The 13,550-nt window shown below is 37.3% G+C and carries 10 protein-coding genes; 4 read left to right on the top strand and 6 right to left on the bottom strand.

The genetic code is table 11. The features are described from left to right. Window positions 1–8 precede the first annotated feature (8 nt). Entirely contained in the window at window positions 9–2,510 is a 2,502-nt protein-coding gene (locus NXS11_RS09435; protein WP_259200761.1) for a glycosyltransferase, read from the top strand. A gap of 241 nt (window positions 2,511–2,751) precedes the next feature. Further along, window positions 2,752–4,929: a bifunctional glycosyltransferase/CDP-glycerol:glycerophosphate glycerophosphotransferase gene (locus NXS11_RS09430; protein ID WP_259200760.1), complete on the top strand. Its 2,178-nt coding sequence runs from the start codon at window positions 2,752–2,754 to the stop codon at window positions 4,927–4,929. 46 nt (window positions 4,930–4,975) lie between these two features. Here the strand turns inward: NXS11_RS09430 and NXS11_RS09425 are convergent, their stop codons facing one another. The 4 genes from NXS11_RS09425 to NXS11_RS09410 form a co-directional block, all read right to left on the bottom strand. Further along, entirely contained in the window at window positions 4,976–6,622 is a 1,647-nt protein-coding gene (locus tag NXS11_RS09425) for a phospho-sugar mutase (protein ID WP_259200759.1), read from the bottom strand. An 18-nt stretch (window positions 6,623–6,640) separates the two neighbouring features. After that, a complete protein-coding gene (galU, locus tag NXS11_RS09420) occupies window positions 6,641–7,546 on the bottom strand; it encodes a UTP--glucose-1-phosphate uridylyltransferase GalU (RefSeq protein ID WP_259200758.1) in 906 nt (301 codons plus the stop codon). An 87-nt stretch (window positions 7,547–7,633) separates the two neighbouring features. After that, window positions 7,634–9,094 (bottom strand): N-acetylglucosamine-specific PTS transporter subunit IIBC, encoded by a 1,461-nt coding sequence (nagE, locus tag NXS11_RS09415; protein WP_259200757.1) that lies wholly within the window; start codon window positions 9,092–9,094, stop codon window positions 7,634–7,636. Between the two features lie 186 nt (window positions 9,095–9,280). Further along, entirely contained in the window at window positions 9,281–9,466 is a 186-nt protein-coding gene (locus NXS11_RS09410) for a VraH family peptide resistance protein (protein ID WP_259200756.1), read from the bottom strand. A gap of 234 nt (window positions 9,467–9,700) precedes the next feature. Here NXS11_RS09410 and lip point away from each other — a divergent pair, with 234 nt between their 5' ends. Continuing rightward, window positions 9,701–11,464 (top strand): YSIRK-targeted triacylglycerol lipase, encoded by a 1,764-nt coding sequence (lip, locus tag NXS11_RS09405; protein WP_259200753.1) that lies wholly within the window; start codon window positions 9,701–9,703, stop codon window positions 11,462–11,464. Between the two features lie 121 nt (window positions 11,465–11,585). On the opposite strand, the gene NXS11_RS09400 is transcribed toward lip, so the two are convergent. After that, window positions 11,586–12,248 (bottom strand): NAD(P)H-dependent oxidoreductase, encoded by a 663-nt coding sequence (locus tag NXS11_RS09400; RefSeq protein WP_259200752.1) that lies wholly within the window; start codon window positions 12,246–12,248, stop codon window positions 11,586–11,588. Window positions 12,249–12,382: 134 nt separating this feature from the next. Between NXS11_RS09400 and NXS11_RS09395 the strand changes: the two genes are divergently transcribed. Beyond that, window positions 12,383–13,243 (top strand): fructosamine kinase family protein, encoded by an 861-nt coding sequence (locus tag NXS11_RS09395; RefSeq protein WP_259200751.1) that lies wholly within the window; start codon window positions 12,383–12,385, stop codon window positions 13,241–13,243. Window positions 13,244–13,340: 97 nt separating this feature from the next. Here NXS11_RS09395 and NXS11_RS09390 read toward each other — a convergent pair whose 3' ends face one another. Next, window positions 13,341–13,505 (bottom strand): hypothetical protein, encoded by a 165-nt coding sequence (locus NXS11_RS09390; RefSeq protein WP_259200750.1) that lies wholly within the window; start codon window positions 13,503–13,505, stop codon window positions 13,341–13,343. Window positions 13,506–13,550 lie beyond the last annotated feature (45 nt).

Below are 13,550 nucleotides of genomic sequence, written 5' to 3'. Positions count from 1 at the left end.
GTGCTCGTTTGAATAAAATAACAAAGATTTTATTGAATCAAATTAAACGAAAGTACAAGTTTGCTTCTGATCCGCTAAGAGCAAGGTTGAGAAGTGAACATGTCGATAAAGTGACAAAGTATGCATCGTATTATAAAAAAAATGCTGTTGTATCTACACACATTGTGTATCAGTCACGAGATGGGAAAAGTATGACTGACAGTCCGTACGCAGTCTTTTTATATTTACTTAAGCATGAGCAATATCAAGGATTCACACATTTTTGGGTGGTGGATTCTGAGCAGCAGAAGCGTGCATTTGAACAAGCATACAAGCATCAAGATAATGTGAAATTTATTTTAAAAGAAAGTGACGAATATTTGCATGTTTTAACGACTGCTAAATATCTTTTGAACAATTCAACATTCCCAGGATATTTCACTAAAAAAGAAGAACAAGTTTATGTGAATACGTGGCATGGTACGCCAATTAAAGCAATGGGGATAGATATTGAAGATAATTTACTTGGCTCTCAAAATGTTATTAGAAATTTCTTGAGTGCCGATATATTAGTAAGTCCAAATGCACATACAACATCTATTTTTAAGAGAGCTTTTACTTTAGAAGGGCTTTATAATGGGCGATTGTTAGAAATGGGTTATCCGCGTATTGATTTGACGTTGAATAGTGTTCGGAAGCAGGTTATTGATAAACTAAAAGCAGAAAATATTAATATGGGTGAGAAAAAAGTATTGTTATTTGCACCGACTTGGAGAGGTCAAGACGTCAACAATCCGGAAGATAGTATTGAAAGTATCTATCAAACGATTATGGAGCTTAAAGATACAACAACTTACCAAGTGTTAGTTAAAGTGCATCCGTTTGCGTACGAGATGGCGTTACAACATAAAGGGCTCTTACCATATTTGGTGCCAGATACATTTGATACAAACGAATTGTTGAGTGCTGTAGATTTGTTAGTGACTGATTATTCAAGTATTTTCTTCGATTACTTGGTAACTGATAAGCCAATTATTTTTTATGTTCCAGATTATGAAGAGTACAAGTATAATCGCGGTCTATATATTGATATTGATAAATTACCGGGTCCGTCTGTTGATAATGTAGCAGATTTGATTGTACAAATTCACAAAGCACAAAATAATGATCTGGACTATAAAGAGAATTATGAGAACTTTAAAAAGTTGTATGTCCCTTATGATGATGGACACGTAACTGAGAGGTTAGTTGAGTCAATCTTTAGTGACGAGAAAGTCGAAATGCAATATGCCAAAAAGCATATTCTAATGTATCCAGGTGGTATGAAGAACAATGGGATTACTACGTCAGCAATTAATTTACTTGAGAACATAGATTATGACAAATATGATGTGACGATTTTCTTGGGGAATAGCAAAAACGATGATGTCTTAAGTAATTTGGCGCAAGTGAATAAAAATGTGCGAATCATTTTAAGAAAAGGCCCATTACTGGCGACGACTGCTGAGACATATCAAAATACATTTATTAAAAATAGAGGTCTTCAATCTCAACTAGAAAAGAAATTGTATCCAAATGATGTGTACAAAAGAGAATTCAGAAAGATATTTGGTAATGCAAAATTTGACTATGTTATTGATTTCAGTGGTTATTCAATGTTCTGGTCTAAAATCTTACTAGGCACAGAATCTAAGAAAAAGTTAATCTTTTTGCATAGCGATATCCAAAGCGATATGAATCGAACAATCGATGGGAAGAAGCCGCATTATTTGAACTTGAAAGGTGTCATTTCCATGTACCCGCAGTTTGATCACCTTGTCAGCGTCTCAGAAGAAACATCTAAGTTGAATATGCGTAACTTGAGTCAACCGAATATCAGCAATAAATTCACTTCAGCTATGAACACTATCAATATTAACCGTATTGAAACACTTAAGAATGATGAGAGTGATTTCTTTATTAATCATGATCAAAAAGTGCTTGCAATTCTGAAAAACAATCAAATCAAAGGTATCGAGTTCAACGATACAGATTTTAAAGTGATGGCAATGGGACGTCTGTCTCCTGAGAAAGGGTTTGACATTTTAATTAAAAGCTTTAAGCAAGTTGTTCAACAAAATGCGGATGCTAAGTTGTATATTTTAGGAGAAGGTCCAATAAGAAAAGAATTGGAAAACTTAATCCGCTCCTTGAAGCTTGATAACAATGTCTATTTAGTAGGGCAAAAAAGTAATCCGTTTAATATTATGAAACAATGTGATTTATTTGTATTGTCTTCACATTATGAAGGTCAATCAATGGTGTTATTAGAAGCGATGACTATTGGAACCAAGGTACTTGCATCAGATATTCCTGCCAACCGTTATGTGCTCGATTCAGGTAAATACGGCATGCTGGTAGACAATACACCTGAACATGTAGGACGAGGTATTCTTGATTTTATGAATAATAAGGCACCAATATATGAAAAATTTGATGCGCAACAACATAATGAACAAGCTTTAAAACAATTTTATCAATTGCTGCGCTAAGCGGTGATGATATGAGACGAGGGGCTAGGACATTAAATAGAGAACACGATCCAAAGTGAGAAAAATGTTGTAAAAGACAGCGGCTGAGCAGAGGTGGGACAAAGGAATCTCTTTAGAAAAATGAGATGTCTGTCCTACCTCTTTTATGTGGATTTATATCATAAAGAATTGGAGAAAGTGTTTTACATTGAATTTGTGTGAATGGTATTCTTTGTATGTAAATATGAGAAGAGGTTTGTCTATGAAAAATCAACTAACTATGATTGTTCCATTTTATAACGCAGAATTATATATTGAAGCCTGTATCATGTCTATTGTTCAACAAACGAATCAAAATTTTGATTTATTACTATTGAGTGATGGATCAACAGATGCATCAGTTACGATTGCGAAGGGATTATTGGAACAGTACCAAAGACCTTATCAGTTGGTCACACTTGCACATAATCAGGGGCATAGTGAGGCACGTAATAAGGCGATGAAACAAGTTGATACGTCTTATTTTATGTTTTTAGATGCAGATGATACATTAGCACCTTATGCGGTTGATAGCTATTTAGTGTATTTGGATGGGACTTTAGATACGTTAATTGCACCTATTTCCTCTTTTACTGTGACGCCTCAGACGAATTATCACGTAGAAGACTTGCAAGTTAAACATGGAGAGATGCGTACGTCACCTGCTGTACTGTTGGAACATCAATCTGTATGCAATATTGTATTTAAGACGTCAATTGCTCATGAAAATCATTTACTGTTGAACACCTCCTTAAATATCTACTCGGATATCTCATTTTTAATTGATTATAGCTTGCATAGTCATCGTTTTGTGCGGTTGTCAGGCGTCTCATTTTATTATCAGGGTGAAGTCTATGATCCGTTTGCGTCATCACAGTTGACTGAACGTCCAATCAATGTTCGCTTTGATGACTATATCAGCAGCTTTAATGATGCATTTCAACGTACTCAGGGTCATCCAGAGATGCGTTATAGTGTGTTGGAAGCAATGCGTACATTTATTCGTCAGGAATTTGAACCAAGTTTATTTGATATTGAACAGCGTTATCAGACATATGGGCAACGGTTAGCACCGATTGTACGATTATTAAAACCAGTGTTAAAGAAAGAAAAGAATTTATTATTTCGTTTAGAGTTGTTATTACTGAGCAAAAAAACGGTGAAGCTTGCCCGTTTTGTGAATAAGAAAAGATATCAGAGCCGATTTATTAAGGATTTGTTGTTTTGTCCGAACAAGCGATCATATGCTAAATATATGTTATTTAATTCTGAGCGTGCCGTTAAAAATGATGTCATAGTATTTGAATCTTTTGGTGGAAAAACGTATAACGATAGTCCTAAATATATATATGAGTATATGAAACAGCGTTATCCAGACTACCAGTATTATTGGATTTTTCAAGACATCAATGACACAACATTGCCAAGTGATTGCCACAAAATAGAGAAGGGGAGTCCGGCATATTACGATATATTTAAAAAAGCACATATTTGGGTGTCGAATGCCCGCGTGCCATTATTTTTAAAGAAAAAATCTAATCAGTGTTATGTTCAAACATGGCATGGTACGCCGTTGAAGCGTTTGGCGAATGATATGTTAAAAGTTCGCATTCCGAATACGACGACGGTTGATTATAAGCAACATTTTTATTGGGCAACACGTCGATGGGATTATCTTGTTTCACCTAATGCCTATTCAACAGCAATATTTCAATCTGCCTTCTGGATGCAGCCAGACCAAATTCTAGAGGTTGGTTATCCAAGAAATGATGTCATTGTGAAGCGTCAAAATGATGAAGGATATCTGCAAACAATTCGTCAAAATCTAGGCATTCCTAAAGATAAAAAAGTTATTTTGTATGCTCCGACATGGCGTGATGATCAATATACTGATGCTGGATTGTATCAATTTGACCTCAAGTTAGACCTTGCAAAATTTAAGCAGGTACTCAGTGAGGATTACGTTATTTTATTGCGTCTCCATTATTTTATTGCGAATAAAATAAATTTATCCGGAATGGATGATTTTGCATATGATGTCTCAGAATATAAAGATGTTTCTGAGCTGTATTTAATTAGTGATGTATTAGTGACGGATTACTCTTCTGTAATGTTTGATTTTGGCATATTAAAGCGACCGCAACTGTTTTATGCATATGACGTAGATAATTATGACAAAGATTTGCGTGGTTTTTATATTGATTATTTGAAAGATTTACCGGGGCCTATTTATCAAACATCTGATGATTTATTACAAGGTTTACAGAATTTAAATAGTATACAAGTGGCGTATCAAAAACAAATTGAAGCTTTCTACCAACGTTTTTGTTCCTTAGAAAATGGTAAAGCTGCTGAATATATCGGTGAATTGATTCATCAGGAAATACAAAAGAATACTTAAAAAACGACCGCAATGTCGAGGCATTGTGGTCGTTTCCTTATAGAATTTATAACTTGAATTGTGTGCGAAACGCATTGATCACACTGTCTAAGTCATCAACGTTTAATGAGAAATAGAGCTTCATTTTTGGTTCTGTGCCAGAGGGTCTCACTGCGATAAATCCCTCTGAGAAAATCATTTTGATAAGGTCTGTTTGTGGTAAGTGGAGCTTTTGTGTACGACCAGTATTTACATCAAATGATTCACATGTACGATAGTTTTCGATATACAATGGTGTGAGATTTTCAATATTTATGGTTTCAAGTTGTTCGAATGTCTTCATAATTTCACGTATTTTTGTGCTACCTTCTGCACCAGCAAATGTCGGTGAAAGTGTCCGATCTTGATAATGTCCATACGTTTGATAGATGTCCATTAATACATCTTTAAATGTTTTATTTGCTTGCGTAAGTTGTTCTTTATATTTGATTAATAATGGTGCAACTTGAATGGCATCTTTATCTCTGGAGAAATCTTGTACCAAATAACCGTGACTTTCTTCATAGGCTAAGAGTAACTGAGTTGATGAGTGTTCTAGGTGTTTCAGCTGATCAGAAATGTATTTGAAGCCAGTTAAGACATTGATAACCTTGATGCCGAGTGATTTAGCGACTTTCTCACTTAAAGCACCTGTCACAACAGACTTAATTAGAAACAGATCTTGCGTGTGATTAGATAGCATATCATACCTCAATTTGATGAGGAGCAAGCCGATTTCATTTCCGTTAAAATAGCGTGTTGTACCGTCTGTGTATCTTTCAACAAAACCTAATCGATCAGCATCTGGATCGGTTGCAATAATCAATTGTGCATCTTCACGTTCTGCTAACACCTTAGTCACATCAAAGGTATCTTCAGATTCTGGATTGGCAGTATGCACCGTTGGAAAGTCACCATCAGGAGTCGATTGTGCCTGGGCGATGACATAATTTGTATAACCAACGTCGTCTAAAATGTTTGCTAGCAAAGGTAAGCTTGTTCCATGCAAACTTGTTAGAATTGTTTTGGTTGATGCTGTTGAAATGGTACCGACGAGATCTTTCACTTTTTGTCGATAAGCATGGGTCGTGGCTTCATTCAACGGCATGACAATATTTTGTTGTTGCAAGGTTGCCAATTCAGTTGTTGGGATATTTAATGGATCTTTTACTGAATCAATATATTGACTGAGTATCATTGATGGCTCTGTTAACAATTGTCCGCCATCTGAATCGTATACTTTAATACCATTATAATTTTTAGGATTATGGCTAGCCGTTATCATAATACCTGCTGTTGTTTGAAGATGTCGAACAGCAAATGATAGCTCTGGCGTAGATTTGAATGTATCTGGCAAAATTACGCGCGTACCATTTGTACCTAAAACTTTGGCAATCTCAATTGCAAATGCATGAGATAGGTGGCGTGTATCAAAATGAATCACGACTGTGGGATTAGCAGTGTATTGTTTTAAATATTTTGCTAATCCTAGTGCAAACTTTTGAATGGTAAATTTATTCAGGCGACCAGAGCCAAGGCCAAACGTACTTCGAATGCCTGCTGTACCAAAAGCTAAAACATCTGAAAAGCCTTCAGCAATTTCTTGTTCAGATTGTAAGCGGTAAAAAGGTTCAACGAGACTCTCAGAAAGTTTTGCTTCCCATTGTGCTCTCAAAATGTAAGCCTCCTTGCTTTATAGATTTAATGATTGAATATAACGTTTAATTTCAGCTTGCATCTCTTCATCTTTTAATGCGTATTCTATCGTTGTTTTAACAAAACCTATTTTTTCACCGACATCATAGCGCATCCCCTCAAAGTCATAAGCGTACACTTTTTCGTTTTGATTTAAACGCTCAATAGCATCTGTCAATTGGATCTCACCGCCACTGCCTTCCGTTTGTGTTGCGAGATAGTCAAAGATTTTTGGTGATAGTACATATCTTCCCATAATTGCAAGGTTAGATGGAGCAGTACCTTTTTCAGGTTTTTCAACAAACTTTGCGACGTCATATAGGCGACCATCTTGAGATTGTGGTGCGATAATACCATAACGGTGTGTTTCGGATTCTGGGACAGTTTGAACGCCAATTACGGATTGTCCTGTTCTTTCATACTGTGTCATCAATTGCTGAATAGCAGGTGTGTCTGATTCCACAATATCATCGCCTAGTAATACAGCGAAAGGCTCATTGCCAATGAATTGCTTTGCAGTGTAAATTGCGTCACCTAGCCCATTTTGTTCTTTTTGTCTGACATAGAAAATATTTGCAAGGTCAGTTGGATATTGAACTTTTTCAAGCAACTCTAACTTACCTTTTTCATAGAGTGTGGTTTCTAGTTCTTTTTGTATATCGAAATGGTCTTCAATGGCCCGTTTATGCTTACCTGTCACAATAATAATGTCTTCAATGCCCGCTTTAGCAGCCTCTTCAACAATATACTGAATCGTCGGTTTGTCTAAGATTGGAAGCATCTCTTTAGGCATGGCTTTTGTAGCAGGTAAAAATCGTGTGCCTAAACCTGCTGCAGGTATGATTGCTTTGCGTATTGTCACTTTGCTCACCTTTCTTTGTGAAATGTTCAATGCCAAAAACATTTTGGATTCCGACAGCCAAAATAAAGCGGCTCATTCATATCGTACCATATTATTGAGAGTTATAATGTCTGTAATTTAGATAATCGTTTATAGTTCTAATTGGCGCTCCATTTCATCAGCGACTTGTTGGACATGCGTACCAATAATAACTTGAGTCGCATGCTGACCATTCTTCAAAATACCCGCAGAACCTGCAGATTTGAGTTGTGCTTCGTTTATTTTCGTATTATCTGCCAGCTCAAGGCGTAAACGTGTTGCACAGTTTGTCAGAGATGTAATATTTTCTTTACCACCAAGTCCTTCAATAATTGTAGTAGCAGTTTGTGCGTATTTGCTTGCTGAAGGTGTAGATACAGTATCAGCAGAGTCAACTACTTGTGAAGTTGGAATGTTTGTACCACGTCCTGGTGTATTGAGATTGAATTTCACAATAAGGAAACGGAAGATGACATAGTACAATACAAAGAATACAAGTCCTTGAACAACGAGCATCAATGGATGGTTCGCAAATGGATTGATTAACGATAATACAAAGTCAATCAGTCCAGCACTGAATGCAAAGCCTGCTGTCCAATGGAATAATGCTGCGATAAAGAGAGATAATCCCGTTAAAAGTGCATGTACAACATATAATAATGGTGCAACAAACATAAAGACGAATTCAATAGGTTCTGTAATACCGACAATAAATGCTGAAATCGCACCGGCGAACATAATACTACCAACTTGTTTTTGGTATTTTGTTTGTGCTGTGTGGTACATTGCTAATGCCGCAGCTGGTATGCCGAACATCATAATTGGGAAGAAACCAGCCATATATCGACCTGTAATACCTTTTGTACCTGTTTGTGCTTGGAAGTTAGCAACATCATTGATACCGGCAATATCGAACCAGAACACCGCATTTAATGCATGATGTAAGCCGAGTGGAATGAGCAATCGGTTTGCGACACCATAGATACCAGCACCAACTGCGCCTAGGTCAATAATACTTTTACCGAATGCAACGAGCGCACTGTACACGAACGGCCAGATGAATAACAATACAAATGCTAAAATTACCGAGAATAAAGCCGTCATAATGGGCACGAGTCGTTTACCACTGAAAAAAGCAAAGGCATCTGGTAACTCCACAGCTGAGAACTTGTTGTAACAAGATGCGGCAATCAAGCCAACTGCGATACCTACAAAGACATTACCAAAGCCGATATTAGTGAAGCCCGGGTTGACAGCTTTTTCAGCAATACCTAAATAGACCGCTACGTTTTCAGGATCTAACATCTTATCAACAACTAAAAAACCAACAATGGCAGCAAGTGCTGTGGCGCCATCGTTTTTCTTTGCCATCCCGATGGCGACACCAATAGCGAAGAGAAGACCTAGATTTTCTAATACACCCATACCTGCGTTAAAGAAAAATGCATAGGCAGCATTTTGACCGATTGTAGCTGCAATGATATTCGCAATCGCAACTAGAATAGCGGCAGCGGGTAATACAGCTACAGGCAACATCAATGAGCGACCAATACGTTGTAAATAATTGAGCATAATCAATACCTCTTTTCATGAATGATATAAATTTGCGAATGGCTAAGTGTCATTTGTAATATTATATAATAATGCTCTAATTGGTGAAATATTATTTTTGAAGTATTTTTTAAAATTGTACTTTAATAACAAAAAAACCTACACAAACCTAATATTAGTTTATCAGGTTCGTGTAGGTTTCTGGCATTAGTCATTTAATTTGTTTTCAATCAGCCATCCAGAGAATAACAGCCCAACTGGAATGCCTAAAAAAGGTGTCATAATAGAGCTTGCAAAGAAGGTGATTAAAGCAGTGATGATGATATTCTTTGCATTAATCTTCATATTCAACAAATCGTAATATGCATTTGTAACGATATCTTTTAAACGCATGGTACTCACTCCTAAGCAGTTTATTTTATTAATTGATAATTTAATCATAAATAGTTCGCGTGGTAAAAACATCCGTCTTGCGATGGATATGAAGTGGGTCATTTAATGAGGGAGGTAATGATTTTTAAAACAGTTAGGCATCCAAACAATACAGTTAGGGAATATTAGTTTCTATGATTATTTAATCTGTTACATTATATGTAAACATTTTATATAAGAATAGGAGATGAGGGAATGAAAAAGCAGAGTCATATATTTTCGATTAGGAAGTCCGTATATGGAGCAGTATCAGTTATTGTAGCGACTGGTTTATTTATCGGGGAAGCGCATAGTGTACACGCGGATGAGATATCGCCTGAACCTTTAGAACAACAAGCATATGAGACAACCGCAATAGTGCAAACGGATGAAGCTGCAGTCGAATCAAGATATATTGCGAGTGAGATGACATCACAACAAGAAACGGGTCAAGCAAAGGAGAAGTTGGGTCAACAACAGGCTAAAGTGTATGCACCAATCGATACACGTCTTTCTGAAACAGTATCAGAGCGTGATTATAATCAAACAGTTGATGCTGCGAATGCCTCCTCAATGCCTGTTTCTGTATCAGAGAATAGGGAGATAGTTACATTACAGAAAAATGATATGCAATCTAACACGTCTACTATAGAAGTATCTGAAGAAGACGTCAAAGAAGCAGAAAAAGGACTTGCACAGAATACAAAAGCAGTAGAAGTGCATGAAAAGGAACAGGCGTCGATACAAGAGAATGGCGATAACAAGACAGCGGCAGCAACTTTAAAAAAAACAGCATCACCTGTTGTGACAGCAAATCCGGAACAACCACTCAATCAGCATCCTTTTGTATTTGTCCATGGTTTTATGGGGCTTGTTGGAGAGGTTGCGCCTAAAGGCATGAACTATTGGGGTGGTACGAAAGCGAATCTACAAGAACACTTGCGTAACAAAGGATATGAAATGTACGAAGCGAGTGTGAGTGCGTTAGCAAGTAATCATGAGCGTGCGGTAGATTTATATCATTACATTGTTGGAGGACGTGCAGATTACGGTGCAGCACATGCGGAGAAGTATGGACATGAACGTTATGGTAAAACTTACAAAGGCATCTATCCTGACTGGCAACCGGGGAATCCCATTCATTTGATAGGTCACAGTATGGGTGGGCAAACGATTCGTCTGCTAGAACATTATTTGCGAAACGGCAATCAAGAAGAATTGGTGTATCAACAGCAACATGGTGGAACGATTAGTCCTTTATATCAAGGAGGACATGAAGATATGGTGACATCCATCACAACAATAGCTACACCACATAATGGAACACATGCAGCAGATCAGTTAGGGAACACTCCTTTTATTCGTCATCTATTATATGGTTTTACACGTACATTTGGTAATCATGCAGGTACAATCGATTTAGGTATGTATCATTGGGGATTTAAGCAGCGTGTGGGTGAATCACTCATTGATTATGGTAAACGTGTTGCACAAAGTCAATTGTGGGATTCTGAAGATACGGCGTTGTATGACCTTACAACAGCTGGAGCTGAACAGTTGAATGAAAAGGTATCTGTGAATCCAAATATATATTACAAAACATTCAGTGGACAAGCGACACACAAAACACTATCGGGTAAGCATATGATTGATTTCGGTATGGCATTTGCGCACGTATTGACTGGAAACTTGATTGGTAGTGTGGCAGAAGAGATTTGGCGTCCGAATGATGGCTTAGTGTCTGTTGTTTCGGCACAGTATCCCAAAGGAGAAGCACATGTAGATGTAACCACTGATGCGCCACTTCAAAAAGGTGTGTGGCAAGTGATGCCAACGATGGCTGGCTGGGATCATAGTGATTTTATCGGTAATGATACGTTGGATTCTAAGCATAGTGCAAAGCAATTGACTGACTTTTACGATGAACTGACTGACTATTTAATGCGCATTGAAGCAGAAAAAGAGATAGCGACAGCATAACATAAGAACACCCATTTACGACGATTATATGGCAGCGTGAATGGGTGTTACATATTCGAGTAAGTGAAAACACAAGTGTTAGATTTTGCTCGAGTCTTAAATACTTATCTCATATCTTTTCTTAAATCCATTGAATGACGTCTTCAGCAGGACGGCGTGTTTTCGGGCGGGAAGGCTCTGCGTCTCGATAGCCAAATGCGACCATAACAGATGGCCAAAATTCATCTGTATCGAGATAACCTCTGTCTTCAAGGATTTTGGCAACGTTCTCGTATTGGAAGCCCTCAATAGGACATGAATCAATGCCTAAAAAGGCTGCGGATGTCATCATGTTGCCGAGTGGGATGTACGTTTGTTTACTCGCCCAATCCCATAAAGCACGATCATTGTCATAGACGCGTAAGTTGTCGCGCTGGAAGTTTGTTGTCTTTTCAACCATTGCCGATACCATTTCTTCTGACATATGTCTAATTTCACGCACATGGTATTGGAAATAAGGAGATTGAGGTGTTACGTTTTTACGTGCCAAAATAATGACAAAGTGGCTAGCTGTATCAAGTTGTCCCTGTGCGCCCCAGCTGATTGGTTTGAGTGCTTGGCGTAACTCTGGGTCTTGTATAACAAGAAATTTCCAAGGTTCTAAGCCAAGGGAGCTAGGCGAGAGACGACCTGTTTCTAAAATTGTCTCGAAGTCTTTGTCGTCAATTTTTTTATCGGCATCAAAGCGTTTGGATGCAAAGCGATAGTTAAAAGTATCCATTAATTGTTGGCGTTTATCAGTCATAAGACATGCTCCTTTGCAAAATATTATCGATAAATTAAGTATATCGAATCATATAAAAGTTTAAAAACAATCTGATTAGTCGGATAAGGAAGAGGGTATATTGCAGTTAAGACTGTTGATAAGGGGGTTAGAATATGAAGCAACAATGGTATCAACAGTTACCAATCGATGGTATCAAAATAGTCACACCAGTTAGTGGTGGCGATGTGAATCAAGCTTTTCGTATAGAAACGACAGAAGCAACATATTTTTTATTAGTGCAATCACAACAGTTTGCTGACTTTTATGCAGCAGAAATTGCAGGACTTAAAGCATTTGAAAAAGAGGGTATTACAGCTCCCAAAGTTATTGCGAATGGATGTATCGATGGAGATGCCTATCTACTATTAACGTATTTAGAAGAAGGTGCATCGGGCAGCCAGCAGGCATTAGGTCAACTTGTTGCAAAGTTACATCAAGTGAAGAATCCGAATGGTCAATTTGGCTTTAGCTTACCTTACAAAGGAAGTGCAATTAGTTTTGATAACCAGTGGCAGAATTCATGGCATGATTTATTTCTACATCAACGAGTTAACCCGCTAGTACAACGTATTGAAGCGGAGGGGCTATGGACTGCATATGATTCAGAACGCTTTCAACGCGTCTATGACATCATGATTTGTGTATTGCAAGTACATGAGAGCGAGCCATCTTTGTTACACGGAGATTTATGGGCAGGCAACTATATGTTTTTGACTGATGGAACACCTGCACTTTTTGATCCATCACCGCTATATGGAGATCGTGAGTTTGACTTGGGTGCAACCAAGGTGTTTGGAGGATTCTCATCAGATTTTTATGAAGCGTATCATCAGACGTATCCACTTAAAGACGGTGCACATGACCGCATTCAGTTTTACGAACTTTATTTGTTACTCGTGCATCTTGTTAAGTTTGGTACGATGTATTTATCAGCAGTGAGAGAGAAAATGGAGGAGATAACGGAATCTTTTTAGAAACTGAGATTCCGTTGTCCCACTAATATGATGTCATGACGTATCTTAGTGTATAAAAACTGATGTGGTAAATAGAAATAAGCCAATAAAATGATTTTTATTTAGTGGTAAAACAATCTTTGCAATAAATTTTTTGCATAGTTGTCCAGCTTTTTAAATTTGTTATGCCTTTTAATGCAGACACTTTTGTTTTAATGACTACCTCATCTTGTTTGGTTAGTTTCTTATTACAATTGCTACATTTTAATTCTACTAAAAACATAATGTGCGCTCCTTTAAATTGGATATTATTTGTTTCTATTATTTT

This window comes from Staphylococcus americanisciuri (assembly GCF_024814435.1).
Taxonomy (GTDB): Bacteria; Bacillota; Bacilli; order Staphylococcales; family Staphylococcaceae; genus Staphylococcus; species Staphylococcus americanisciuri.
The sequence above is the reverse complement of the archived record's forward strand: the minus strand, read 5'-3'. Positions and strand labels throughout refer to the sequence as shown.

Excerpts from the sequence above, each read along its gene's own strand:
- galU (WP_259200758.1), bottom strand. The coding sequence starts at position 7,546 with ATGTTTTTGGCATTGAACATTTCACAAAGAAAGGTGAGCAAAGTGACA.
- NXS11_RS09430 (WP_259200760.1), top strand. The coding sequence starts at position 2,752 with ATGAAAAATCAACTAACTATGATTGTTCCATTTTATAACGCAGAATTA.
- NXS11_RS09395 (WP_259200751.1), top strand. The coding sequence starts at position 12,383 with ATGAAGCAACAATGGTATCAACAGTTACCAATCGATGGTATCAAAATA.
- lip (WP_259200753.1), top strand. The coding sequence starts at position 9,701 with ATGAAAAAGCAGAGTCATATATTTTCGATTAGGAAGTCCGTATATGGA.
- NXS11_RS09410 (WP_259200756.1), bottom strand. The coding sequence starts at position 9,466 with ATGCGTTTAAAAGATATCGTTACAAATGCATATTACGATTTGTTGAAT.
- NXS11_RS09400 (WP_259200752.1), bottom strand. The coding sequence starts at position 12,248 with ATGACTGATAAACGCCAACAATTAATGGATACTTTTAACTATCGCTTT.
- nagE (WP_259200757.1), bottom strand. The coding sequence starts at position 9,094 with ATGCTCAATTATTTACAACGTATTGGTCGCTCATTGATGTTGCCTGTA.
- NXS11_RS09390 (WP_259200750.1), bottom strand. The coding sequence starts at position 13,505 with ATGTTTTTAGTAGAATTAAAATGTAGCAATTGTAATAAGAAACTAACC.